This is a genomic window from Pseudomonas abietaniphila (assembly GCF_039697315.1).
GTDB classification, from domain to species: domain Bacteria; phylum Pseudomonadota; class Gammaproteobacteria; order Pseudomonadales; family Pseudomonadaceae; genus Aquipseudomonas; species Aquipseudomonas abietaniphila_B.
This window is the reverse complement of record NZ_CP155619.1, coordinates 6,267,700-6,291,577: the sequence shown is the minus strand read 5'-3', so window position 1 is coordinate 6,291,577 and position 23,878 is coordinate 6,267,700. Positions and strand designations below refer to the sequence as shown.

The window sequence follows — 23,878 nt, the reverse complement described above, 5'->3', positions numbered from 1 at the left end:
TATGCGCCGTTCATCGACAGGGCCAGCACACTCTTGCGTGGGATGCCGAATGATCTAATATGTAAATTTGCGATCCGCTCCTACGCCTTATAAACCTATGACATTTAGCTGTTGACTATACCGAGACGCAGTTGATGAAAAAGAATATCGAAGATCAACAAAAGCGTGATGCTGAACACCTCAGTGATGAGCAATTGATCCTCAGGTGGGGGGCGGCTAGAGCATCCTGTGCAAAGTCGTTGAGGGTAATGCGTAAGGAAGCCGATCGCTTTGCACTGTGGGCTAGGTACATGCTCGGAAAGCATCTTCGTGAAATCTCGGTTGAAGACGCTCAGGCCTATACAACTTTCCTGTCGGATCCTCAGCCAAGAGATTTTTGGATATCCACAACCAAACGCCCCCGTTCTCATCCAGAATGGCGCCCCTTCGCCGGCCCCTTGAGCGCAAGCTCCCGACGACTCGCACTCATCCAGCTTGGAGGGTTGTATACTTGGATGATTGAACGGGGATGCTGCATCGAAAATCCATTTCGTCTGATCAAAAAACCTGAGCTCATCCACCTCCCAGTCATACTTCGCCAACTTCCCATCTCCGGGATTCAACTGATGCTCGAGGCCGCTAGGGATTCGACGAATAAAAGGTTGGTGGCGCGGGATCTGTTCATGGTATCGCTGTTCTATCTGACAGGTATCCGCACATTTGAAGCAACAAATGCGAATATGAACAGCATTCAGGAAACTGGTGCTAACGAGTGCTGGCTTCAGATCATTGGCAGGCGAAGCAAGCTGCGTCGGGTGCCCATTAATTCGCAGCTTTACTCCGCTTTAATTCGATACCGAATTGAATTTGGATTGTCGCCTACTGTAGCGGAAAATGACGAAACTCCGTTGCTTTTGGCCGCCAACAGCAGCTTAAAGCGAGCCCATAATGCTACTGTGCTTACCGCCATGAAGCGGGTCATGAAGAAGGCTGCGTCGCTGGCGCGGGACCGCGACCTACCCGAATTGGCGCTGAGTCTTGAATCCGCGTCCACTCATTGGTTACGCCACTCATGTTTCAGCCACCTCGCGGCTGAGACTGGAAATTTGGTACTGGTAAATACCCTCGCTGGCAACAGCTCGGTAGAAAGTGTCGCAAAATACATTCCGATCGAAGATCAAATGCTGTTGCGTGGGAGCGTCACTCTGAGACTGCCCATCGCGCCATGATTGCTTCCCCCAATTTAAGTGGTTTTGCTACCATGATGGAAATTTCAACGCAGTCTTTAAATTGTGATTTTTCGAGGCGATATTTTAGCTTCAATCCATGTTCCACAATCAATGTGATAAATTTTGACAATGCAGTAGATCATGAATAGCGCAGATGCAAAGGGGGGGCGGGCTAAAACTCGAGTACTCATACACACGTATGCCCAAGAATTATTGGAGCAAGGCCTTGAGATCCGGCAGTCCGCGCTGCGTGATTTGATTTTCGAGCGCCACGGAATAAAGGCCTCGCCCAATCTGGTGCAGGATGAAATAAAAAGGTTCTGGTCATTTGCGGGTCCTGCTATAAGCGCCCGGTTACATAGACCCTCTATCCCCGAGACGCTGTGCCTCCAGATAGACCAACTCTGGCAAATAGCACTTGAGTCCGCCTCTGTTGCCTTGCAGGGCAAATTACAGAAGTCCGACTCTGACCTCCAAATGACAGAAAATGCACAACTAGCTGTCCAGCTCAGAAACAGCAATCTTGTTGCGGCCCTTCTCACACGGGACGAGGAAATCGTGGAGTTGCGCGTTATAAATGCTCGACTAGGTGAGCATGTTGAACACTTAAGTTCAGGCGTTCGCGACTGGAAGGAAAAATACGATATCTTGCTGAAAGAACACAGCATTGCAGCGCAGACTCATCACGATGACACTGATCGACTTGACTGTCTTCATCGCGCCCAAGTTGAGTTTATACAGGAGCTCCATTTAGGTGAGGTACAGCGCTTGCATCAACAATTGATTCAGGCTTCAGCAATAGCTTCCAGCGCACATGAAGATGCCGCAAGGCATCTTGAGCACACGGAAAACCATCTGATGATGGAAACTGCCCGAATCCGCGATGAAGAGCGGCGTAAAGCCGAACATCTTCAAAAAGAGCTCCGCCAAGCGAATCAGATTCTAGAACAGCTGAGAGTTCTCAAGAGTAAAGCAGCTCAGGATATAGCAGAGCTCAAAGGGAGACTTCAGAGTATAGGTGAGGCTATGGATATTCTTAGGGACGACAACTCTAATCTTCGTCAGCAGAACGCAGCGCTCCAGAACGCGCTTATAAGAGCTCCCATATGAAGAGCGTGGCCAGAAACTGACGATGTCCTATCCTAAAAATTTACTCCCCTCTTCTTCACGTCACGCAAAATTATAGTTTGGATGGGTGAGATACCGCAATTTTATGCTGTCTGCTGTCGCGCAGCGAATCGGTATGAGGACAGTCGCAGTTAGCAACGTGGCGCTCTGGTTATTACAGTGAAATTTCTGCAACCAGGTCGCGTTGCAAATTCCTTGGTCGCGACATATCAACCTTTTTTATCGGAGTCTCGATGTAGTGCTCGCAACAGAAGCAGCCGCTGCTCTTGAGAGGCCAAGTGCGAGGAGAAGCCCTACCCTCTAATGCTGTCCAGCATTTCGTGGAGCGCTTTTCACGGAACTCGGATTCCGGATGACAGTGTTGGCAGTCCTCTCTGTGTAGAAACGCCTACTCCGCATCCATCAAACTCTGTCCTGCCGACCAGCCACGGCAGACCAATCTGGCGTCTGAAATCTGAGACGAAGCATTCCCTTGAAGTAGCTCATGTCCTTTATCCATGGCGCCAATTCTCTCGCTCTGGTGAGTTTCTTCAACATACCCTTATGCAGCGACGTGTAAACGCTCAATCGAGTAATCGTTTGAGGCGCTCCGCTGAGTGACGGCACAGCCAAAAGCAGTCACCTAGCAGATCCAACGTTCCGAATGAATACTGAGTTGTGGGAGCTCGCGGGAGAACGCCCATTTGCTGAGAAATCGCGGGGCCAAGCAAATTTCTCGAGTGCTGCCCCTGCCATCAATACCGTCTGATTTCTAATGGGACCGGTAGATTGCGGGCTCGGTCGGCGAAACCTTTTCCTAACGATACCGGCGTCTAAGGACCAAAAATTAGTTCCTTCTCCTCCCCGTCCAACAAATTACTTCCAGTTCAAGGAAGTAATTCATTGAACGTCGACTAAAAATCATTTGCAGATTATTGATATATCTCTATGAAAAACCGACATTTTTCTTCCACGTTCGGCCGTCCCGCGTTTTAGTTCCGAGGACTATTATCAGCCTCATCATCAATCATTGATCTATCCATGCCTCGATCCCGTGATCCCCGTCCGCTTCCTGCGCTCACTGTCGGATAATTCACGCTATCGTGCACAACACCAATCAGCACCATCTCATCCGCAGCAATACGAAACGCTGAATACCCACCCTCAGACCCATCGACCACTGCAAACCCAATCAGCTCAATCACCAACGCGCTGCGTGACGTCCACGGCGTCTGGGTCAGACTTGATTTACAGGCATGCCTGTTCGCAGCGACGAAATCGTGCGGGACATGCCGCTGAGGTTCTGCGAGCTAACGCCATCAAATTCAAGCGCCCATGCCGCCGGATTTCCCCGACTGGAATGACGGATCACGGCGTATCAGTGTTCGCATAAACCCGCCAAAAGCCCTGGAAGCCACGTTATATAAGGGCTTCAGGCTATATCAACAGGCCTTTCAAGGGGTTTGGGAGGACTGGAAACCCTCAAAAGCGCGTGATCTACCCTTAGAAAGGCAATACTGCAGCCGGCCTTGAACGCCTGGTTAGCCTCAGAAATACGCAAGCCTGGCAAATGAGGTGTGCGTTCCAACAAATGCAATATCCGATAATTGCTAGACCCGGATATTTCACGTTGTGAGATCAGCGCCTTGGCTGGGCCGCAGCCGTTGAATGCGTGGATCATGTGACTGAACCCTGCTTTGCGCGCAAAGGGACTTCTTCCTCTTCATGCACTACCAAGGGCGTATGCCTCTCCCCATCTCGATTGCAGCAGCGCCGCCGCTTCCCTCGGTAACTCGCGAAGCCACCCTGGAAAGGCCGTTCCAAAAAGCCTTTCACTCTCGGCCTGTGGCGGCTTGAAGGATACGGTCCAAACCACGTCATAGCGATCGAGAATCTCAACCATATCGCTGCGCAGGAAAGGCACTTGCCGCGCTGCGTCAGCGATTTCTCGAAACGCTTGCTCGACACCCCCCGGCCAAAGCACCACCCCTACCGTGCTGGATGCCTCACCATATTGGTGGATTCGATGAGCTGTCCCCGCCTCCAGCCTTAATGCATCGCCGTGTCCAAGGAACGCTATTTGCCCGTCCCCGGTACGTATTTCCAGCTCGCCACTGAGTGCGACTACCAGCTTGGTTTCCTTGCGATGCAAAAGTGGGAGGTTATGAGCGCGCACGGGCAAGACGAAACGCATCGCTGTAGCCGTGCCGCCAACGCTCGCCTGCGGAACGTCAATCCACACCGGGTAACCATTGGGTATCAACATCAGACAGTCTGGATTGCGCGCGTCCATAAACGCTCCCTTGGCATCTATTGGTAGTACTTATGCAGTGCATTGCATATCGGTCTTGGACGCTATCAACGGATCGGAAGATGATTGCCTCACACGAAGCAACACCGACCGAACCAACCAAACTGATAGAGGTAACACCATGCAACAGTCTCACGCCTACAACGATACTAGCCTTGAATTGACCACCAAAGTTCTGGATGCCAAGGCTCGTAAAAACCTGTCATGGCAGGATCTAACTGACGGCACCGGCCTGGGCCTCGCCTACGTCACCGCAGCCCTGCTCGGCCAGCATCCTCTGCCCGCCAGCGCAGCAAAAGTGATTGGCGACAAACTTGAACTGGACGCTGATTCGGTGGCCCGCCTTCAAATCATCCCGCTGCGCGGCAGCTTGTCCGGTGTGCCCACTGATCCGACCATCTACCGCTTCTACGAGATGATTCAGATCTACGGCACCACCCTGAAAGCGCTGGTACACGAGCAATTCGGCGACGGGATCATCAGCGCGATTAACTTCAAACTGGACATGAAGAAAGTTGAAGATCCAGAAGGTGGCCACCGTGCAGTTATTACACTAGACGGCAAGTTCCTGCCACTGCGTCCTTTCTAAGGATGCATCCGGAAAGTTAATTCGGCCTGCGCCAACGCAGGCCTGCTTTTCACACTTAATTCATTGCTGACCAAACACCAAATTTGAATGGAGGAATCCCCATGAAAAAATTTCTGCTTTTGGCGTTGTCCCTTACTTCTTCAGCAGCCGCGTTCGCCCAAGAAGCGCCCGCCACTCCGGACGTCGTCCACTACACTTACGGTATGCATCTGGATATCGCTCATGTCGTAAACGTAACGCCTGCCGCCAGCGTTTGCGCTCCAACGCCTGTACAGATGACTTACAAAGACTCGCAAGGCGGTATTCACGTCCTGGAATACGACGTGATGGGCGAAGGCTGCACTAATTAATCTCTCAATTCATTGTCCCATTCGCAGGCGTTAAAAAATGAAAGCACTTATTGACGGTTTTTTGAAGTTTCAGAAAGAAGCATTTCCACAACGCACAGACCTGTTCAAACATCTGGCTACCACCCAGCACCCAGGGACTCTGTTCATTACGTGTTCTGATAGCCGGGTTGTACCCGAACTCCTGACACAGCAGGAACCCGGCGAACTTTTCGTGATCCGTAATGCGGGCAACATCGTGCCCTCCTACAGCCCTCACCCGGGTGGTGTGTCCGCCACCGTCGAATATGCAGTCGCAGTGCTGGGCGTGACCGATATCGTCATCTGTGGACACTCTGATTGTGGTGCGATGACGGCGGTTGCAAAGTGCAAGTGCATGGACCATTTACCGGCGGTCGCTGGCTGGTTGGAGCATGCTGAGTCTGCCAAGGTCATTAACGAATCCAGGTCGCACATCAGTGAAGCGGCGAAGGTAAGTTCGATGGTGCGGGAGAATGTCATCGCACAGCTTGCGAATATTCAAACTCACCCAAGCGTCCGCCTGGCTCAGGAAAAAGGCGCCGTGAATCTGCATGGCTGGGTGTACGACATCGAGACGGGATCGATCGATGCCCTGGATGCAGACGGCCGCAGCTTCAAGTCGTTGGTTGAGCACCCCGCAACCTGCGCGGTGCAGGCGCGCCCCGGTAAAGCTGCAGCCTGACGAGTGCGCGCTGCATGTGCATCGAGCATAAGGCCTAGACCAGACATGTACATCACGAAAAACTGCCCATACTGCATCGCTGTCATGTATGGGCATTTCTTCCTATCGACCAACGTGCCTCATTCAAGTTTGTAAAGGTTGGTTCTGTCAGCGTCTGTCTGCCCGGATGGGCGTATTTGCTCGCCTTTCTCGTAGGCACGAATCACAGCGGAACGCTCCCCTATTTTCATCAACCATGCAGCCACGTTGGGGAAATCATCCAGGGTCATCCCCTGCTTGTCGTACTGAAGGACCCACGGATAAATCGCCATGTCGGCAATCGAATACGTCCCCGCTACAAAGTCACGCTCAGCCAACTGGTGCTCCAGCACGGTATAAAGCCGCACCGTTTCCTTGCGGAACCGAGCGACAGGTGCAGGCAAGTGCTCGGGCGCATAGTTCAGAAAATAGACCGTCTGCCCAAGGATGGGGCCCAGGTTTGCTGCCTGCCAGAACAGCCACTGAAGGACCTCCGTCGAACCGTGGACGTCGGTCGGCAAGAATTGGCCGCTTCGCTGGGCAAGGTACAAAAGGATAGCGCCCGATTCAAAGATCGACACACCAGCCTCAGAGTCCACTAACGCCGGAATGCGCTGATTGGGCGAAATGCGCGTGAATTCAGCGGCGAACTGCTCCCCTTTGCTGATATTGACTGGATGAGCGGTAAACGGTAATCCCGACTCTTCAAGGAAGATCGCAACCTTCTGACCATTAGGCGTGGGCCAATAGAAATAATCGAGAGCACTGGAAGGCGTGGTCACGGCGTAACCCTCTGGGTGATACGGTGGGTACCAAGTCGGGTTTACCTGCGCTGCGTATGCTGGCAAAACCGAGAAACGTAAGCACTTAAAGCGTCGTTAGCATAGGACTCACTAAAGCGCTCGTCCAAAATTCTAGATCATCAGAAACAATGGCATGATCGCGCGTTAGAGAGATTGAATCGGTTCAGACCAACGGAAACTCACCTCATGATACGGATGAACGCCTCTGGCATTGCGCGTTCATTGATCCAACAGGCGTGCGCACTTCAATCGGGTTAGCTGATGAATAACTCAATATGAGCTTAGTTTGTTTTGCGCGACGGAATAATCTCGACAGGCTTAAAAGCTGCGTCATTAAAGCCATCCGGTTATGACGCGGCAATAACGCCTCTGGCTCATTGCACATGACACTTTATTTTGCTCTGTCGGGATGTTTATAAAATGGCTTGCGCTACAGTAAATGGGCTTGCCTTCCAAGGTCACGCAATCAGGAAATTCCTTGACGTGTCGACCTGTCGTGGCGGTAAGCGTTGCGGCCATCGTAAGCGTTACATCATCACCCGATAAACTGGCCAGCTTGGCAGGACAGCATTTCGATGCCAGCACCCGGTAATCAACTTACTCAATTGGAGCAATCGTCATGGGCCTCACTCTTTACGGTTTTGACGCCAGTCCCTATGTACGTACCGTGAAAATGCTGCTCAGGGAGAAAGGCGCGAATTTCGACCAGTTGCAGGTCAACGTTATGAAAGGCGAACCGCATCATCCCGAACACCTCAAACGGCATGCCTTCGGGAAAGTCCCTGTTGTCGAGCATGACGGGTTCAGGGTGATTGAAACCAGCGCAATCATGAGCTATCTCGATGCGGTCTTGCCCGGCCCATCACTCACGCCGGACACCCCACGCGATCGCGCTCGAAGCCAAATGGCACAGGCGATCTATGACTCCTACGGCTATGGCTCCATGGCCTCGGTGTTCGGTTACTATCTGTTCCCCGATTTCATCGGGGGCCAGAATGACGAATCGTTACGAAAAAGCATTGAGGGCTCAAAACTCGTCCTGACAGAAGTGATGAAACTTAAAGGCAGCGACCCTTTCATTGCCGGAAAATCCTTGTCGATTGGCGACTTATACCTCGCTCCAGCGTGCGCCTATCTGGCAATGACACCGGACGCAGAAACGGTATTCGCAGTGGACGGGTTCCACGATTGGTGGGCAACGATTCAAGATTTGCCGAGCTTCAAGACAACGCCTCCACAATAATAGTCGGGGCGTAAAGGTTGAGATCACCGGGGCCGTCACGTCAGCCCCGGTACCGTATTGAGAACCCATGGTGAATACCCCAATGGAGGGTGCGCCAAATTGAGCAGCAATACGCCCCGCCCACTCCGTTCCGATGAATCCATCGTTGCTTACGGCACCCCGCTCGCATCCACCCATGAGGGAACCCTCAGCTATCTGCCTGTTGCGCTTTTCGGATCAGTCATGGGGATAACCGGTCTTGCGTCAGCGTGGAACCTCGCTCATGGCCTGTATGGCACGCCCCTATGGATAGGCCAGCTCATTGGAGGGCTTGCGATCGTTATATTCATCCTTATGGGAACGGGGTATGCGATCAAGGCGGCGACGGGGTTTGACGCGGTCAAAGCCGAATTTCAGCATCCTATCGCTGGAAATCTGTTCGGCACCTTCTTCATTAGTTTGTTATTAATCCCGATGCCGATCGCCGAATACAGCCTTCGGCTGGCCAGATGGATTTGGGTGGCCGGCACGCTCGGAATGATTGTATTCGCGTGGGTCATCATCTCGCGATGGCTCGGCAGCCGTCAGCAGCCTGGGCACGCAACGCCGGCCTGGATTGTCCCGATGGTCGGCCTGATTGACATACCGCTGTCGGTCCCGACCCTGCAGATACATGGACAGGAAGAGTTGCTGACCTTCTCCCTTGGCCTGGGCCTGTTCTTCGCAGTCCCATTGTTCACGTTGGTCATGTCACGGCTGTTGTTCGAAGAGCCTCTGCCGGATTCACTTCAACCGTCACTGATGATTCTCGTGGCACCATTCGCCCTTGGATTTTCGGCGTACGTCAACATCACTGGCACTGTCGATCGCTTCGCGAGCGCCCTTTATGTGCTCACCATTTTCATGCTGTCCGTGGTGATCGGCCGAATACGGTATCTGGCGATCTGCTGCCCATTTCGCATTTCTTGGTCGGCGGTAAGCTTTCCCTCAGCGGGAGCAGCGATCTGCGCGCTGAGATACGCTCAACACACTTCCAACGTATTCACCGACTCAGTCGCAATCGTGCTCCTGATAGGCGTGACATTGCTATTGTTCGCCATGACCTTGAAAACCCTCACAAACCTTGCGCGGGGCAATTTGAAGCGCCTGGCCGGATAGTGTGCGCCTTCATCGACCCATGACGGCATGTAAATGGCGCTTGATGAAGCGGTAACGCCTCATCAAGCGTTGTATTACAAATATCCACGAGACCGACAGATCTCGGATGGCCAACGTCAGCCGATCAGATCTGGGCAATACCGCCGTCGACGAACATTTCGCTGCCGTTGATGAAGCTCGAGTCGTCGGAAGCCAGGAACACAGCGGCTTTGGCCACTTCTTCCGGACGCCCTACTCGGCCCAGAGGGATCAGCGACGCGAAGTGATCAAGCAAGCCCTGCTGGTGAGCCTTGTCTGGCCCCGCCAACTCTACAAGACCTGGTGTTTCGATCGGACCGGGGCTAAGGGTGTTGATTCGAATATCGCGACCTTTCAGATCTAGAATCCAGTTACGGGCAAAAGACCGAACCGCAGCTTTCGAAGCTGCGTACACGCTAAAGTCCGGAGTACCGCCGCTTGCGGCCGTAGAACCGGTGAGAATCACGGAGGCGCCTTTTGCGAGCAGTGGCAATGCCTTCTGAACAGTGAACAGCACACCTTTGACGTTACGTCCGAAGGTGTCGTCGAAGTGTTCCTCAGTCACCTTCTCCAGGGACAGCAACGATCCGCCGCCCGCATTGACAAACAGCACGTCGATCTGGCCTTTTTCAGCCTTGACCTGGGCATAGAGCGCATCCAGTTCCGAGAGCTTGGACGAGTCGACACGAACGCCTTTCGCGTTGCCAATTTCCAGCACCGCCCTGTCCAGCTCAGCCTGACGTCGGCCGGTGATGTAGACATAGGCGCCTTCCTTGGCAAACTGAATAGCCGTCGCCAAACCAATCCCGGTGGATCCACCGGTCACAATGGCGACTTTGCCTTCAAGTTTACGTGACATCTTCATTTCCTCAATTGAGCGCAGGAAGCGCGTGCCTGAAGATTATCGACATGGCACCACCTTCGAAATAGAATTGATTGCAAACCATGATTGCAGAAATGTCGATGTCGAAGATGCCCGATTTTGAAGGCTTGGCGATGTTTGCGAAGGTCGCAGAAGAGCGCTCCTTCGCAGCCGCAGCGCGGGTGATGGGCGTTTCCGTCGCAACGGTATCCCGCGGCGTCAGCCGACTTGAAGACAGATTGGGGGCTCGACTGCTGAACCGTACCTCACGTCAACTGGCATTGACTGAGTTCGGTCGCAGCATCGCGGAGAGCGCCAGCCAGCTGTATCGGGACGCAGAAGAGACCGAAGGCATGGCGCGGGAGCTGTCGTCACAACCGAAAGGTCTGGTGCGCCTGGCGATCCCGATGACATTCGGACTCAAATGGGTCGCCCCTATCCTCCCGGAATTTCTCCAAGCCTATCCTGAAGTCTCAATCGACCTGCATCTCGCTGACGCCTCTGTCGACCTGATTGGCGATGGTTTTGATGCCGCAATCAGAATTGCCGTGCTGCCTGACTCCTCATTGGTCGCTCGACGACTCGCTCCGGTTTCCCGATACCTTGTTGCGTCTCCAGCCTATCTGGAACGTTTCGGCCATCCTGAGCGCCCCCAGGATCTGGAGAGCCGAAACTGTCTTGGCTACGCGTATCGGGCCCAGAATGATGTATGGCGGTTGCACGACAAAGCGGGAACCGAAGTGAGTGTCACGCCGACGGGCTCTCTGCGTGTCACCAATGTGGATGCCCTCGTCCCGGCGTTACTCTCAGGTATTGCGATTGCTGAACTGCCCGAATTCGTCGCCAGCGAGTACTTGAGGGACGGTCGGTTGCAAAGAGTGCTACCGGATTGGTCAATGCAGCTGGGCGGCGTGTACTTGGTGACGCCCTCGGCACGTACCCGCCCGGCAAAGATAGACGTTCTGTTTGATTTCCTTATCCGGAAACTGTCCAACCCGTCCTGGCAGTTGACCGCAACATGAGACAACGGCCACGTTGTTCCGGTATATCAGTTCTAGCACCCGGGCACGGTTGCTGAAATCCCCGCCTGCTGTCATCCATTCTCTGGCCATACATACAGAGGTATGAGCGCCGCATATGGACTGACTAACTGACTAAACCTGCGCACGACTGCTTCTCCAGCCCCTGAAAGATATGATTTTCTCTAAGGTTATGGAGGGTTTCGTCATGAACATGCGGCTCGCAGATATCACCCGCAAATTGTCTTCACTGTTCTTCACGTCTGCTTTGGTCGACGTGAATCCTGCGTCCTGCGTGAGCAACGAGTCCTCTGAAAATGAAATGCATGTCTGTGTGCCCGGGAGCGGTCTTTCATCGACGCATCACAGCACCCCTACCAAGCTGACACGGGTTGAAGTGGGGCGTGACCTGATCCCCGCTGGATCCCATTTGATAAGTCCACGCAAATTCTACGTCCATCACGGCATCTACCTGGGTAACGGAAAGGTGGCGCATTACTCGGGATTAAGCGGATCCCTGCGGGCCGGCCCTATTGAAGTCACCGATCTCCATCAATTTGCCCACGGGAGTTCAATCTGGATTTATCAAGACCAGCCTGCTTTTTCGAACGATGAGATCGTCGTTCGCGCCTGTTCAAGAATTGGTGAGGCACAGTACAAAATACTCTCGAACAACTGCGAACATTTTTGCAACTGGTGCATTAATGGCACCAGCTACAGCGCTCAGGTGATCGAATACATTCACTGCCCGTTGCGCGTGCTGCGCCAGATTTTTTGCCAAAAAGCGGGTCTCATCGCTTAACTCACAATAATCGGCACTTTTACGATTTCAGCATTTTGTCCCGTGGAATGTTTTATCAACACGACAACTGCTCAAGTTAGAGATACCGATCCAGACGCCGGCGAACGGTTTAGCGAGTCCTGATTTTACCGACTAAGATTTAAACGGTTATCGGTAGTGAATTGCGGACACCGCAGGCCTGAGCATTGATGAAAATCATAACTGAACCGACGCTGGCTGTTAGATTGTTGTCCCGCTCTTTTGTCAATTCCGTCCAGCTAAAGCGGCTTGGGGCAGTTGCTCTCTCAAGCGCCATCTTCGTTATCGACATCGCGAGTTCCATCCACGTTGCGATTGCGGTGCTCTACGTCGCCGTCATACTCATTTCTGTCAACCTGTTCTCCAGACGGGGCGTCATAGGCGTGTCGTTTGTTTGCATCGGCCTGACGCTGACTGCTTTTCTGATAGGCCACGGCTTTGAGTTATACGATGGCAGTTTCGCGCGTTTTCTCGTCAGCCTCTCTGCGATCGGCATCACGACTGTGCTGGCGCTCAAGAATAAATCCGCCACCGATGAATTGCAGGAGCAGGTAAGGCTGCTGGCACAGACCCATGACGCAATCATCGTGAGAGACATGAACCACATCATCACCAAATGGAGCGCAGGGGCCGAGGCGCTGTATGGCTGGACAACATCTCAAGCAGTGGGTCAAGACTTTCGCGCACTCTTGAATCCCCAACTGATGACCACCTGGGACCAAATGATGACTTGCCTTCTTGAGACGGGTCATTGGGAGGGTGAAGTGATCGAGCATTGTCGCGACGGAGCCTGCGTGACGGTGGTGAGCCGGTGCTCGTTGTCGCGGGGAGCCGACAATCAACCGAAAGCCATTCTCGCCACTCACAACGATATTTCCGACCGCAAGCGAGCGATCGAAGCCCTCCAGCGCAGCGAGGCGTTCCTCGCGGGTGCACAGTGGTTGAGCCAGACGGGAAGCATTGGTCTCAAAATCCCCAGCGGTGAAATGTACTGGTCAAAAGAAGCACGGCGGATATTCGAATTCGATGCCGATGAACTCCCCATACTGACCAGCATTCTGGAAAAAACCCACCCGGACGACATTGAGATCGTCAAATCAGCCATCAAAAAGGCCTGGCAGAAAGATCCCTACATCAAGACGGAATATCGGCTTTCAATGGCTGACGGTCGGATCAAGCACCTGCAGATGTTGGCTCAGCGCGTGAAGGATGGAGACGAAGGCAGCGAATATGTGGGTGCACTGATGGACGTTACGGACACAAGGATGGCTGAGGAAGCACTGCACCGATCAGAAGCCCAGCTTGCTCACTTCAGCCGGGTTGCGACGCTTGGCGAACTCGCCGCATCCATCGCTCATGAAGTCAACCAGCCATTGGCGGCGGTCGCCACCAATGGCACCGCCGGCCTGCGTTGGTTGAACCGCGACACGCCTAATATAGGGGAAGTACGCAGCGCAATCGAACGGATGGTCAGTGAAACGCACCGGGCGAGTGAAGTGATTCGGCGAATCCGGGCCATGGCTCGCAAAGCAGAACCGCAGAAAGCCGCGTTGAACCTGGTCGAAATCATCGATGAGTCTCTGGCCCTCGTCGACAGGGAACTCAAGCGCAACAAGGTGGAGCTGGAGCGTGGTTTTGAACTTGAGTCCGTCTCGGTGACCGGCGACCGAGTCCAGCTGCAGCAGGTCATCATCAATTTGCTCATGAACGGCATGCAGGCAATGGTCAACGCAAAGATCAAGCGTCGCGCCCTGCGCCTTCGCCTGCTGAATTCCGACGCCGGCTCGATCTCTTTTGAGATCAAAGACAGCGGCCCGGGCATTGCCGCCGATCGTATGCCCCTGTTGTTTATGGCCTTCTATACGACAAAACCGGAAGGAATGGGCATGGGGCTGTCCATTTGCAGATCGATTATCGAGGCTCATGGTGGCCGGATCTGGGCAACCTCAGAACCGGGAGATGGCGCCGTTTTTCATTTGTCATTACCGATAAGTCCGTGGGAGCAACCTTGAACCGAGATACTTCACCCCATCGTTCTACCGACACTTCGCCAATCGTCTTTGTCGTCGACGATGAAGCCTCCATGCGCGAAGCCTTGGCCAGCCTGTTCCGCTCAGTGGGCGTCCGCGTCGAAACATTCTCCTCTGCGGCAGAGTTTCTCGAGCGACCGGATCCGGACGCACCTAGCTGCCTGGTGCTGGATGTGCGTCTGCAAGGATCAAGTGGCCTGGATTTTCAGCGTCAGTTGATCGAGGCGAACATCAATTTGCCCATCATCTTCATGACGGGGCATGGCGACATCGCAATGTCAGTGAAAGCAATGAAAGCGGGGGCTCTGGATTTTCTTGTCAAACCTTTCCGCGATCAGGACTTGCTGGATGCGGTATCCGCGGCGCACCGCACGGATGCCTCCCGTCGAGAACTCCGCAAACAGGACTCCGGGTTGCACGCCTGCTATCAATTGCTGACGGCTCGGGAACGTGAAGTCATGGCTTATGCCGCCCGGGGTTTGATGAACAAACAAATAGCCAGCGAGATGAACCTGAGTGAAATCACGGTAAAGATCCACCGCGGTCATGCCATGAAAAAAATGCAGGCAAAGTCGTTTGCCGATTTGGTTCGAATGGCCGAGTCGTTAGGTATTGGAGAGAAACGCTGAGAAGCACATACGTGTGTATTATTTCTTTCAAAGGAATGGCCGCTTACAGTGGGATTAATCGAAGAGGCAAATATCGACGCCGCCTCTGCATAAGGATGCACACCATGAGCAAAGTACCTGTGATTTCCATTGTTGATGACGACGCGTCCGGTCGCATCGCGTTGAGCAGCCTTGTGCGTTCGTTGGGCTACAAACCCTGTCTTTTTGCCTCCGCTGAAGACTTTTTGGCGTCCACGCATCGCGACGACACCGACTGCCTGATCTCAGATGTGCAGATGCCTGGAATGACAGGCCTGGAACTGCTGGATGAACTCATTAATAACGGGCAGGACATCCCCATGATCTTGATCACGGCTTACCCCGAGGAGACTGTGCGCAGGCGTGCAGAGGATGCCGGCGCTGTGGGTTTCCTCAGCAAGCCGTTCGATGGTCAAGTGATGATTGATTGCATCGAAGCCATTTTCGCAAGAGCCTGAACGCTCAGGTCCAGCGCTGTACCCCTCTGTCGACGCTCCAAGAGGCAGTGTTTATACCCTCATCAGTCTCCCCTCGCCCGCATGCCTTCCCCTTTCGCGCTGTATTCTCTCCGGTTACGACGATAACGCCGCGACGTTGTATTAATCTGCATATCCCGTCCGATTCGCCCTCCTTCTAAACAAACGTATACAACTGTATGAGGTGCTACCACTTATGCGCTAAAGCGTATGAACGTACGTAGAAGTGTTTATTAATACCTAGGCCCTTATTCTAGATCCAAGCCAACAAGCAATGACCCCCAGGCGAAAGAAAGTAGTTCCACTCGCCTTGATGAAGTTGATAGTCAATGCTGAGCCCCGGCTAAGTGATCCAACAATAAGACTGCCCGAAGGTTGATGACAATGAACAGAAATGATCTCCGCAAAATCGACTTCAGCCTTTTGATTGTTTTCGAAACGCTGATGCACGAACGCAACCTGACCCGTGCCGGTGAAAAGCTGTTTCTTTGCCAACCGTCGATCAGTGCTTCATTGAACCGTCTGCGCCAGTACTTTGATGATCCCCTCTTTATCCGGATCGGCCGCACCATGGAACCCACCAGTCGTGCGTTCGAAATCCAGCAGAACTTGACGCCCGCTCTGGACACTATGGCCGCAGCGCTGAGCCATGTGAATGAATTCGACCCATTAACCAGCAATGCTGTCTTCCGTATCGGGCTTTCCGATGATGTGGAATATTCCTTACTGCCAAGCCTGTTGCGCCAGTTGAGAATGGAAGCGCCCAGTGTCAGTTTTGTCGTGCGCCGCACCGATCATTTGACCATGCCCAATCAACTGGTGACGGGTGAGGTATCGCTCGGCGTTTGCCACAGCCGCGACCTGCCCGCCAACGCCAAGAGAAAGTGTCTGCGTGGAATCCGTCCGATGGTATTAAGCGCCAATTCGATCACTCACGATCTTGACCTGGACGAATATTGCAAACGTCCACATGTCTCGGTCTCGCTGAATGGCGAAGTAACGGACTCCATTGATCGGTCACTCAATTCGCTCGGACGTCGACGTCATGTTGTACTTGCCGTCCCGCAATACAGTGCACTCAAAACACTGATTGAAGGGACAGACATGGTCGCCGTTGTACCAGAATATGTGGCCTGCACCATGATCGGACAAGGCGGACTGCGCATGGATCCGATGCCGATAGTGGTGCCGGAACTTGAACTGTCAATGTCCTGGAACGCGACACTGGATAACGATCCTGGCGAACGCTGGCTTCGCAACCGGGTTGCCCACCATCTATCAGAGAGCGGCAAGCTGATAAGTTCACTGGTGACAGCGAAACGCGCGGCATGAACTAAATGGTCGCTTTATTCCCCTGACCCTGACGACTTCTGTATCCGCTTACGCGGTTGAAGTAAGTCAAACAGCCGCTCCTGTTCACTATCAATATGGCATGCATCTGGACATCGCTCATGTTGTGAAGACCACGCCGGTAGCCGATTGTGTGGCCGACGCCCGCTGCTCTTCCCTATAAGACACATCCTGTCTAGTGCGGGGGTTGAGGGTGAGTATGGTCGAAGCACTGGGGGGATCCATCCAGGGTTTGGCGATTGCCCTTAGAGCCGGTGCGACAAAGCGGCTCTTCGACGAAACCATCGGTGTACACCCGACCTTAGCCGAGATTTCGTGACCTTGAGTACACCCGTCCATCACGCATGAGATCAGAAATGCTTGCACTCCTGGCCAGCCACAGCCCCGTGGTCAGGATGCTCAGCTGAAGATGAGGTCAAGTGACGGATTTGATCTCACGACTCAGGCTGCGACGTCACTCAGTACCGGCTGGCGCTGCGATATACACTGTTACGCAAATGCCCCTCCCTGAACGGTGAATGTGATGCTGCTAAGACACCTGCGTTATCTGTTGGCAGTCGCTGATAACGGCGGTTTCACCCGCGCGGCCGAGGTGCTCCACGTTTCCCAGCCCACCCTTTCGCAACAGATTCGCCAGCTGGAAGACATGCTCGGCGTTGTCTTGTTCGACCGGACATCGCGCACGGTCACCCCCACTGATGCAGGGCAAGCGTATATCGAGTGCGCTCGCCGGGTGCTCGTGGAACTGGCAGCGGGCAAGCGCGCATTACACGATGTGAAAGACCTTTCACGGGGGACGCTGAGACTCGCCATGACGCCGACCTTCATGGCCTACCTGGTAGGACCGATTGTTCGCGATTACGCCGGACGGTATCCCAATATCCACCTGGAAATTTTCGAACTGTCGATGGGTGATATTGAGATGGGGCTGGCCGATGACTCGCTGGACATCGCCATTGCGTTTGACGAAGTAAGGAACGCAGACATCGAGTCGATTCCCGCGTTTGTCGAAACGTTGGGATTAATGGTCGGACGTGATCACCCGCTGTACGACCACCCGACGGCCTTGACGACTGAAGAGGTCGCGCAATTGGATTTTGCGTTGCTGACGCCTGACTTCGTCACACGAACCTGTATTGACGAATACTTCAGCAAGGCCCGCATTACTCCCAAAATCGTGGTCGAGGTGAACTCGGTAAACACGTTGTTGGAGATCATTCGACATACCGGGGTCGCCACCATTCTTCCAGAGCCGATAGCGACGCAGGACAGAGCGTTAAGCAAACTGGCGATGCAGGATAAGGCACCTCAACGCGGCGCTGCACTGCTGAGAAGAAAGAATAACTATCACAGCGCTGCGTCAACCGCCTTCATGGACCTGGTGCTGGGAAAGATGACCCTACAGGACAACAGCATTTGATCGCTGGGCGACCCCTCGTGGGCTCTTCCGATTTCCTCGGTTCTCCCTTCGCATCGAGACCCGGTAATCGGAATATTCCCCAACCCGCGCAGCGTCCATTCACTTGGAATAGGTGGTGAAAATCAGGTCCGTGGCTGGCGGCAGTTTGGTATGGCAAGCAAAGCAGCTGTTGATCACCTTTTCGCTCGGATTGGGCTTTCCATCTTCGAACTGTCCGTATCCCCATCCGCCAGTGCTGGCATATCGTTTCGAGTCCTTCACCTCAATCTGAACGTTGGTAGGCTCACCCGCCACGAATGATTGATCCCGCCCGAAGATGGCGTTATTTCGTGCAGAGGACTCATATTTATAAGCCAATCGCGCGATGATGGCGCCATCGGGGAATGGAAGTGTTCCCTCTCTGAACGCCTTCATGGCAATGTCATTGCCGAGGATGACCCGAATGTCAGGCTTGTCACCCTCCTCGTGGGCAATGCTGACAAACTGCCAATCGCGGTAACCAGGCGGCAGCGTAACGCCAAAGATGGGCGAGCCTTCAGTTGTGGCGGCAGGTGAATCAGCCTGTGCGATCACGGAGAGACCCGTCACCCCGCCGGTCGCGATGGCAGCCGCAGTGAACATCAGCATTTTCCAAGTCATCACAAACGCTCCTGTTCGGGCGCTGTTGAAGTGTTGCTATAACCGGCGCCGTTATATTGATGAATCAACGGATGAGATCCCGATTTCAAATCGGGGGGAGCCCATTGAGTATTCTTCTTTCCGCATCAACCCGCGACGCAGGACGAATCGCTTCACCTTTAGCGTAGGCGCGAACGACGGCTGGCCGCTCTCCGACCTTTTTCATCCAGGCCGCCACGTGAGGATATTCGTGTAGGGAGATGCCCTGTTTCCCATGCATGACAACCCAGGGATAAATCGCCATGTCAGCGATGGAATATTCTCCAGCAACGAACGGACGACCCGAGAACTGCTGCTCCAACACCCTGTAAAGACGCTCGGTTTCCTTTTTGAATCGGGTCACCGCCAGCGGCGAATCGTCCGCGGCATAATTCAGGAAAAAAATCGTCTGTGCGAGGATCGGGCCCAGGTTTGCGGCCTGCCAGAACAACCATTGAAGGACGTCTGCTGCACCCTTGGCGTCCAGCGGGAGAAACTGGCGGCGTCGCTGTGCCAGATAAAGCAAGATGGCGCTGGACTCGAAAACCGATACGCCGGCCTCACTGTCTACGAGTGCTGGAATTCGCTGGTTCGGTGAAATGCGGACGAACTCGGCGGAGAACTGCTCTCCTTTCGAAATGTCGACGGGGTGAACCGTGTAAGGACGACCCGACTCTTCGAGAAAAATAGCGACTTTTTGACCATTTGCAGTTGGCCAATAGTAATAATCTACGGCATTACTTTCATGGGTCATCGTTTGTCCCTCTGGATGAAATAAGCAAGAAAGCCCAGTCAGGTACTCATCCGTATTGAGATCCTGCCACTCCAGTACGGGTCGCTCAGCCTTCAGCACACGGTAGAACCGGGGTTTGCTTTACGGCACCTGCGGGGTCTCATACCAGCCGCGGTCAGGCGTTGCGAAACGCATTTTCTTGCGGACCAAAGCGGCGTTTTCGGCGCTGGTCAACTGCTCCAACAACTGAAACGCCACTTCCGTGGCTGTGCCAGGCCCTGTGGAGGTGATGATCCTGCCGTCAACGACAACGGGTCGATCCACGAACAGCGCGCCAGTTTCGACCAGTTGCTGTTTCCGTTTCCCGCCCTCCTGGTGATAGGTCGTCGCATGCCGGCCGCGCAGCACGCCGGCGGCCCCCAGGCACACGGATGAAACGCAGACGCTGGCAACGGTTTTACCTGCCTCTACGAAATGTCGGATAGCGGATAAGAAGGGGTCGCTCAGGGCCTCTTCATAAAACCCTGCGGGCTCAAAACCGCCAGGTAAGGCCAGCGCGTCGAAGCGACTGACATCCAGATCCCGTAAGAAAAAAGCGGGATTGAGTGACAGGCCAAACGTCGTGACGATGCTTCTGCGAAGGCCGGCGTTGACCAACTCGATGGGTTGATCGCCGAGCAAATTGGCCCAGCCCAGTACGTCAGTAAAGGCCGCCATTTCCAAGGGTTCAACGCCGTTAGCGAGCAGCATGAGTACACGTTTCATCGGCATGAGCCTCTGCAGTTTTGAATGGATTTCGCTGATCAAGTGAGGCCATCTTCCGCTTTAAAATCACTGGGGAGAACGACCAGAAAACGGAATCCACTCTTTCATCAATTGAAATACCGCGGTGTGTTTTGTGTCGGTTCTTAGCGGCATCCGCCCCTGATCAAATGGGCGGCAACGGCAAAGTGATCAACTGACCTGCCCTCTCGAAATCAGTCGCACGGACGGATCCGGATTGGTCGACACCGACCAGACACGGCTGATTTTCAACTACAGCTATACGTTCCTCTGAGCGCGTCAATGAGCATCAGGCTTCATCCCCGCCACTCCCGAGGGCTGACACCGGTTTTGCGGCGAAATGCTCGGGCCAGCGCTGAAGGACTTTCATAACCCACCTCCTCGGCTATGAGCGCGATGGGCTTGCCCTCACGCAGCAGCTTCTGCGCCAGGCTGACGCGCCAGCTCACGAGATAGTCGGCTGGCGCCTGCCCCACCACGCGCTTAAAATGCTCGGCAAAGCTGGCGCGCGACATATTGGCAGCCACCGACAGTTCAGCCACCGTCCAGGCTTTGCCCGGCGCGTCGTGCATGAGGCTCAAGGGCTTAGAGAGACGCGCATCGGCCAGGCCGGCCATCATCCCCGGTTGCTGATCACCACTGCTCAGGATGTGTCGCAACAACAGAATGACCAACAGCTCGAACAAACGGTCCATCACCGCGTCCCGACCACAAACGTCATCGAACGCCTCGGCGAACAGCCAGTCCAGGGTGCTTGCCATGGTCGGAATTTCGTTCAGCTTGAGTATCAGATGATCCGGTAACGCCCTTGCCAGCGCGTTCCCCGAGCCGCCAGCGAAGTCCAGCGATGCACACACCAACTGGGCCCCCGATCCCTCTTTGGCGAATAAGCGATGGCGGTACGGCCGAGGAAAGAAAATCAGCGTCGGCTCAGTAATAGCGATCTCGCGCTCATCGGCCAGTTTCAACAGGACTTCGCCTGACTGCACCAGATGAAGATGGCCACAGGTCTGATCCCCGTCGAAGGCCGAGATACCGCAGAACGCACCGCTGTAAAAGGTTCCGGCATTGACACCGAAACGGGCCAGCAAAGTAGACAGACGATCCATCAATAACCCTCGCACTGACTTTGGACGATCAGTCGCATATTACCGCTTATTTGCATCCAGACAACCAGCGACGGCCTATAGCATGAACTCCATACCCAGCGCATGCCGCGCTGAATGTCTGGAGAAACATCATGACCCGCATTAGCTCTGTAAGCCTTGAAAACGCCACCGATGTCACTCGTCCGCTGCTGGAAGGCGTGCAAAAGAAAATCGGTTTCCTGCCCAACGTGTTCCGTGTTCTGGCTCACGCTCCTGTCGTTCTAAGCCATTACGTACAAAGCTCCGCCGCACTGGGCAAAACGTCCCTGAGCGCCCAGGAAAAAGAATCGATCTCCCTCGCCACCTCTCAGGTTAACGGTTGCGACTACTGCCTGGCCGCCCACACATTGTTCGCAGGCAAAAGCGGGTTCAGCCAGCAGGAAATCCTTAGCGCCCGTGAAGGAAAACTCGACAACTATGCCCTCCTCGCTCGGCAGATCACTGAAACCCGCGGTCATCTGAGCAGCGAACAGATCGCAGTGGCCCGCGCGGCCGGCATCGACGACGCCAAAATCATCGAAGTGATTGCCCACGTCGCCTCTCAGACACTGACCAACTACCTGAACAACGTCGCGCTGACGGATATCGACTTCCCGGCGATCGACGCTTGAGCACGTTACACCCAGGGGACCGAGCATGAAGACTGTCACGCTGTATACCACCGAAACCTGTCCCTACTGCCGCAGTGCGAAGTCGCTGCTGGCCAGTAAAGGCATCTCGATGAAAGAGATCAACGTTCAGACCCAACCGGCCAAACGTGAAGAAATGATCAAACGCAGTGGACGACGGACCGTCCCGCAGATTTTCATCGAGAACGCCTACATCGGCGGCTTCGACGACCTGGCAAAACTGGATCGTCAAGGCGGGTTGATGTCGATGCTGGCTTGAGCCAGGTCCGGGATTTAAACGGCAGATCAGGCATATTCTTCAACAGATGCAATATCCGATAACAATCAACCCCGGATGTTGCATCTCCATGCCTTGCAACGGATCATACTCGGCATTCCGCCATTGCCCCGCCAAGCGATCCCCATGCCAGCGCCTTCCACACCTCATCCCCTTTTTGAAACCTATGCGCGCTTTGGTGAGCTCAACTTCAGCTCGCTCAAGCAGGAGTTGCCAGCCGTCACTGACTATCTGATGGCGTTTCCCGCCGAAGTACAGGCTATTGAGGGGTATCGCGCGGTTCGCAGCTTCTTGAAATCCTACGCAGGCAACGAATCTACCTTCAATTCCTATCGCACCCACGTCGAACGGCTGTTGCTCTGGACACTTACCAAAGCCAATGTCCCGCTGCTGGAGATGCGCCGTACCCATGCCGAAGCGTTTCTTGAGTTCTGTCTGGCGCCGGACCCCACCTGGATTGGGCCTGTGGTCAAATCCCGGTTTGTGAGACTCGGTGCGCGCAAGAAACTCGCCACCGATACCTTTGTTCTGAACGAGTGCTGGAAGCCCTTCAGTCAGTCGGCTTCCAAGGAAGAACGCAAACGCGCCACGGAGGAAAATCGCCCTCTTCTCCAGGAGCATTACAAGCCGGCACAAGGCTCGATTGCGCAGATTTTTGCGGTCTGCGGCAGCTTTTTTCAGCATGCAATCGATGAAGGCTTCTGCGAGCACAACCCGTTCCGGGCCGTTAAGCAGAAGAGCAAATACAAGCAGCGCACGACCGGTGATCAAGACACCCGCATTCTGACCTCACTTCAGTGGGATTTCGTGCTGGAAACGGCGGAGCAGATGGCGGCTCAGGATGATAAATACGAGCGTACGCTGTTCATCGTGGCGACGATTTTTGCGATGTACCTGCGCGTTTCAGACCTGGTCGGGCGAGACAACTGGACACCCTGCATGGGCGATCTGCGTCAGGATGGCGCCGGAAACTGGTGGTATCACGTGGTCGGAAAAGGCAACAAGGCCGGCAAAATCAGCGTGCGCGACGACTACATCGAAAACTACCTCAAGCGCTGGCGCGTGCACCAAGGCTTATCACCACTCCCCGGCTTTCGCGAAACCACGCCGCTGATTGCTACACGGCGCGGCCGTGCAGGCTTGTCGGACCGGCATATTCGGCTGTTGCTCCAGGAGGTCTTTGATCGCGCGCTGGAGCGTATGCAGGCCGAAGGCTGGTCCGATGAAGACGTCGCTCGCCTGCGCGCGGCCTCACTGCATTGGCTACGGCATACCTCGGCCACGTTCGACGCTCCCCACCGGGACATGAAGGACCTGCAGGTCGACCTGCGACACAACAGCCTCAGCACGACACAGAACGTGTATTACAACTCCGAAGATGAAAAACGCGCCTATTCGATCAAGCGTCTGCCCATGAAAGAACGGGGTTGAAGACTCTACTCGGCGTTTCGCCTGCTCAACAGGCCAGCAGCGGGCGTTCGCTTCATCACTCGGGACGCTCGTGCCCCTCCTCCATCAGGTGTCGGGTCCGGCAGCATAGGCA

Annotated in this window: 24 protein-coding genes and 1 pseudogene; 18 read left to right on the top strand and 7 right to left on the bottom strand. The window is 54.3% G+C overall.

Annotated features, from left to right (window positions below):
• Window positions 1-134 precede the first annotated feature (134 nt).
• Together ABDX87_RS27810 and ABDX87_RS27805 are read left to right on the top strand one after the other, a co-directional pair.
• Window positions 135-1,208 carry a tyrosine-type recombinase/integrase gene (locus tag ABDX87_RS27810; RefSeq protein ID WP_346830779.1) on the top strand — a complete coding sequence of 358 codons (1,074 nt, stop codon included), beginning with the start codon at window positions 135-137 and terminating at the stop codon, window positions 1,206-1,208.
• A gap of 141 nt (window positions 1,209-1,349) precedes the next feature.
• On the top strand, window positions 1,350-2,318 hold the full coding sequence (locus ABDX87_RS27805; RefSeq protein ID WP_346830778.1) for a DNA-binding protein: 969 nt from the start codon (window positions 1,350-1,352) through the stop codon (window positions 2,316-2,318).
• Window positions 2,319-4,038: 1,720 nt separating this feature from the next.
• Here ABDX87_RS27805 and ABDX87_RS27800 read toward each other — a convergent pair.
• The gene (locus tag ABDX87_RS27800; RefSeq protein ID WP_346830777.1) at window positions 4,039-4,608 is read right to left on the bottom strand and encodes a cupin domain-containing protein; all 570 of its coding nucleotides are present in this window, start codon (window positions 4,606-4,608) and stop codon (window positions 4,039-4,041) included.
• 139 nt (window positions 4,609-4,747) lie between these two features.
• On the opposite strand from ABDX87_RS27800, the gene cynS reads away from it, so the two are divergent.
• The 3 genes from cynS (at window position 4,748) to ABDX87_RS27785 (ending at window position 6,265) form a co-directional block, all read left to right on the top strand.
• Entirely contained in the window at window positions 4,748-5,215 is a 468-nt protein-coding gene (cynS, locus tag ABDX87_RS27795) for a cyanase (RefSeq protein ID WP_346830776.1), read from the top strand.
• A 101-nt stretch (window positions 5,216-5,316) separates the two neighbouring features.
• Window positions 5,317-5,565 carry a DUF2790 domain-containing protein gene (locus tag ABDX87_RS27790; RefSeq protein WP_346830775.1) on the top strand — a complete coding sequence of 83 codons (249 nt, stop codon included), beginning with the start codon at window positions 5,317-5,319 and terminating at the stop codon, window positions 5,563-5,565.
• A 37-nt stretch (window positions 5,566-5,602) separates the two neighbouring features.
• Entirely contained in the window at window positions 5,603-6,265 is a 663-nt protein-coding gene (locus tag ABDX87_RS27785) for a carbonic anhydrase (RefSeq protein WP_346830774.1), read from the top strand.
• Between the two features lie 119 nt (window positions 6,266-6,384).
• Here ABDX87_RS27785 and ABDX87_RS27780 read toward each other — a convergent pair whose 3' ends face one another.
• Window positions 6,385-7,065 carry a glutathione S-transferase family protein gene (locus tag ABDX87_RS27780; protein WP_346830773.1) on the bottom strand — a complete coding sequence of 227 codons (681 nt, stop codon included), beginning with the start codon at window positions 7,063-7,065 and terminating at the stop codon, window positions 6,385-6,387.
• A gap of 640 nt (window positions 7,066-7,705) precedes the next feature.
• Between ABDX87_RS27780 and ABDX87_RS27775 the strand changes: the two genes are divergently transcribed.
• Entirely contained in the window at window positions 7,706-8,329 is a 624-nt protein-coding gene (locus tag ABDX87_RS27775; protein WP_346830772.1) for a glutathione S-transferase family protein, read from the top strand.
• A 99-nt stretch (window positions 8,330-8,428) separates the two neighbouring features.
• Window positions 8,429-9,466 (top strand): SLAC1 anion channel family protein, encoded by a 1,038-nt coding sequence (locus ABDX87_RS27770; protein WP_346830771.1) that lies wholly within the window; start codon window positions 8,429-8,431, stop codon window positions 9,464-9,466.
• A gap of 124 nt (window positions 9,467-9,590) precedes the next feature.
• Here the strand turns inward: ABDX87_RS27770 and ABDX87_RS27765 are convergent, their stop codons facing one another.
• On the bottom strand, window positions 9,591-10,343 hold the full coding sequence (locus ABDX87_RS27765; RefSeq protein WP_346830770.1) for an SDR family oxidoreductase: 753 nt from the start codon (window positions 10,341-10,343) through the stop codon (window positions 9,591-9,593).
• Window positions 10,344-10,447: 104 nt separating this feature from the next.
• Between ABDX87_RS27765 and ABDX87_RS27760 the strand changes: the two genes are divergently transcribed.
• From ABDX87_RS27760 to cynR, 8 genes and pseudogenes are all read left to right on the top strand, one after another.
• Entirely contained in the window at window positions 10,448-11,368 is a 921-nt protein-coding gene (locus ABDX87_RS27760) for a LysR family transcriptional regulator (RefSeq protein WP_346833641.1), read from the top strand.
• Window positions 11,369-11,573: 205 nt separating this feature from the next.
• Window positions 11,574-12,167: a lecithin retinol acyltransferase family protein gene (locus ABDX87_RS27755; RefSeq protein ID WP_346830769.1), complete on the top strand. Its 594-nt coding sequence runs from the start codon at window positions 11,574-11,576 to the stop codon at window positions 12,165-12,167.
• A 188-nt stretch (window positions 12,168-12,355) separates the two neighbouring features.
• Window positions 12,356-14,197: a PAS domain-containing sensor histidine kinase gene (locus ABDX87_RS27750; RefSeq protein WP_346830768.1), complete on the top strand. Its 1,842-nt coding sequence runs from the start codon at window positions 12,356-12,358 to the stop codon at window positions 14,195-14,197.
• Window positions 14,194-14,844 (top strand): response regulator transcription factor, encoded by a 651-nt coding sequence (locus ABDX87_RS27745; protein WP_346830767.1) that lies wholly within the window; start codon window positions 14,194-14,196, stop codon window positions 14,842-14,844. Before ABDX87_RS27750 ends, ABDX87_RS27745 begins: the two co-directional genes overlap by 4 nt.
• A 104-nt stretch (window positions 14,845-14,948) precedes the next feature.
• Window positions 14,949-15,320, top strand: coding sequence for a response regulator transcription factor (locus tag ABDX87_RS27740; RefSeq protein ID WP_346830766.1), 372 nt, complete (start codon window positions 14,949-14,951; stop codon window positions 15,318-15,320).
• 402 nt (window positions 15,321-15,722) lie between these two features.
• Window positions 15,723-16,670: a LysR family transcriptional regulator gene (locus ABDX87_RS27735; protein ID WP_346830765.1), complete on the top strand. Its 948-nt coding sequence runs from the start codon at window positions 15,723-15,725 to the stop codon at window positions 16,668-16,670.
• A gap of 232 nt (window positions 16,671-16,902) precedes the next feature.
• A pseudogene (locus tag ABDX87_RS27725) lies at window positions 16,903-17,036 on the top strand (hypothetical protein); the annotation flags it as partial.
• 175 nt (window positions 17,037-17,211) lie between these two features.
• On the top strand, window positions 17,212-18,108 hold the full coding sequence (gene cynR, locus ABDX87_RS27720; RefSeq protein WP_346833639.1) for a transcriptional regulator CynR: 897 nt from the start codon (window positions 17,212-17,214) through the stop codon (window positions 18,106-18,108).
• 99 nt (window positions 18,109-18,207) lie between these two features.
• Here cynR and ABDX87_RS27715 read toward each other — a convergent pair whose 3' ends face one another.
• From ABDX87_RS27715 to ABDX87_RS27700, 4 genes are all read right to left on the bottom strand, one after another.
• Window positions 18,208-18,747, bottom strand: coding sequence for a cytochrome P460 family protein (locus tag ABDX87_RS27715; protein WP_346830764.1), 540 nt, complete (start codon window positions 18,745-18,747; stop codon window positions 18,208-18,210).
• Window positions 18,748-18,832: 85 nt separating this feature from the next.
• Window positions 18,833-19,519 (bottom strand): glutathione S-transferase family protein, encoded by a 687-nt coding sequence (locus ABDX87_RS27710; RefSeq protein ID WP_346833638.1) that lies wholly within the window; start codon window positions 19,517-19,519, stop codon window positions 18,833-18,835.
• 120 nt (window positions 19,520-19,639) lie between these two features.
• Window positions 19,640-20,305: a DJ-1/PfpI family protein gene (locus tag ABDX87_RS27705; protein WP_346830763.1), complete on the bottom strand. Its 666-nt coding sequence runs from the start codon at window positions 20,303-20,305 to the stop codon at window positions 19,640-19,642.
• Window positions 20,306-20,577: 272 nt separating this feature from the next.
• Window positions 20,578-21,390: an AraC family transcriptional regulator gene (locus ABDX87_RS27700; protein ID WP_346830762.1), complete on the bottom strand. Its 813-nt coding sequence runs from the start codon at window positions 21,388-21,390 to the stop codon at window positions 20,578-20,580.
• A gap of 131 nt (window positions 21,391-21,521) precedes the next feature.
• On the opposite strand from ABDX87_RS27700, the gene ABDX87_RS27695 reads away from it, so the two are divergent.
• The 3 genes from ABDX87_RS27695 (at window position 21,522) to ABDX87_RS27685 (ending at window position 23,766) form a co-directional block, all read left to right on the top strand.
• Window positions 21,522-22,040: a carboxymuconolactone decarboxylase family protein gene (locus tag ABDX87_RS27695; protein ID WP_346830761.1), complete on the top strand. Its 519-nt coding sequence runs from the start codon at window positions 21,522-21,524 to the stop codon at window positions 22,038-22,040.
• 25 nt (window positions 22,041-22,065) lie between these two features.
• Entirely contained in the window at window positions 22,066-22,317 is a 252-nt protein-coding gene (grxC, locus tag ABDX87_RS27690) for a glutaredoxin 3 (protein WP_346830760.1), read from the top strand.
• A gap of 144 nt (window positions 22,318-22,461) precedes the next feature.
• A complete protein-coding gene (locus ABDX87_RS27685; protein ID WP_346830759.1) occupies window positions 22,462-23,766 on the top strand; it encodes a tyrosine-type recombinase/integrase in 1,305 nt (434 codons plus the stop codon).
• Window positions 23,767-23,878: the final 112 nt, after the last annotated feature.

Bases quoted from the DNA above. Each gene is read 5' to 3' on its own strand.
- ABDX87_RS27810 (WP_346830779.1), top strand. From the start codon at position 135: ATGAAAAAGAATATCGAAGATCAACAAAAGCGTGATGCTGAACACCTC.
- ABDX87_RS27805 (WP_346830778.1), top strand. From the start codon at position 1,350: ATGAATAGCGCAGATGCAAAGGGGGGGCGGGCTAAAACTCGAGTACTC.
- ABDX87_RS27800 (WP_346830777.1), bottom strand. From the start codon at position 4,608: ATGGACGCGCGCAATCCAGACTGTCTGATGTTGATACCCAATGGTTAC.
- cynS (WP_346830776.1), top strand. From the start codon at position 4,748: ATGCAACAGTCTCACGCCTACAACGATACTAGCCTTGAATTGACCACC.
- ABDX87_RS27790 (WP_346830775.1), top strand. From the start codon at position 5,317: ATGAAAAAATTTCTGCTTTTGGCGTTGTCCCTTACTTCTTCAGCAGCC.
- ABDX87_RS27785 (WP_346830774.1), top strand. From the start codon at position 5,603: ATGAAAGCACTTATTGACGGTTTTTTGAAGTTTCAGAAAGAAGCATTT.
- ABDX87_RS27775 (WP_346830772.1), top strand. From the start codon at position 7,706: ATGGGCCTCACTCTTTACGGTTTTGACGCCAGTCCCTATGTACGTACC.
- ABDX87_RS27765 (WP_346830770.1), bottom strand. From the start codon at position 10,343: ATGTCACGTAAACTTGAAGGCAAAGTCGCCATTGTGACCGGTGGATCC.
- ABDX87_RS27760 (WP_346833641.1), top strand. From the start codon at position 10,448: ATGTCGAAGATGCCCGATTTTGAAGGCTTGGCGATGTTTGCGAAGGTC.
- ABDX87_RS27755 (WP_346830769.1), top strand. From the start codon at position 11,574: ATGAACATGCGGCTCGCAGATATCACCCGCAAATTGTCTTCACTGTTC.
- ABDX87_RS27750 (WP_346830768.1), top strand. From the start codon at position 12,356: ATGAAAATCATAACTGAACCGACGCTGGCTGTTAGATTGTTGTCCCGC.
- ABDX87_RS27740 (WP_346830766.1), top strand. From the start codon at position 14,949: ATGAGCAAAGTACCTGTGATTTCCATTGTTGATGACGACGCGTCCGGT.
- ABDX87_RS27735 (WP_346830765.1), top strand. From the start codon at position 15,723: ATGAACAGAAATGATCTCCGCAAAATCGACTTCAGCCTTTTGATTGTT.
- cynR (WP_346833639.1), top strand. From the start codon at position 17,212: ATGCTGCTAAGACACCTGCGTTATCTGTTGGCAGTCGCTGATAACGGC.
- ABDX87_RS27715 (WP_346830764.1), bottom strand. From the start codon at position 18,747: ATGACTTGGAAAATGCTGATGTTCACTGCGGCTGCCATCGCGACCGGC.
- ABDX87_RS27710 (WP_346833638.1), bottom strand. From the start codon at position 19,519: ATGACCCATGAAAGTAATGCCGTAGATTATTACTATTGGCCAACTGCA.
- ABDX87_RS27700 (WP_346830762.1), bottom strand. From the start codon at position 21,390: ATGGATCGTCTGTCTACTTTGCTGGCCCGTTTCGGTGTCAATGCCGGA.
- ABDX87_RS27695 (WP_346830761.1), top strand. From the start codon at position 21,522: ATGACCCGCATTAGCTCTGTAAGCCTTGAAAACGCCACCGATGTCACT.
- grxC (WP_346830760.1), top strand. From the start codon at position 22,066: ATGAAGACTGTCACGCTGTATACCACCGAAACCTGTCCCTACTGCCGC.
- ABDX87_RS27685 (WP_346830759.1), top strand. From the start codon at position 22,462: ATGCCAGCGCCTTCCACACCTCATCCCCTTTTTGAAACCTATGCGCGC.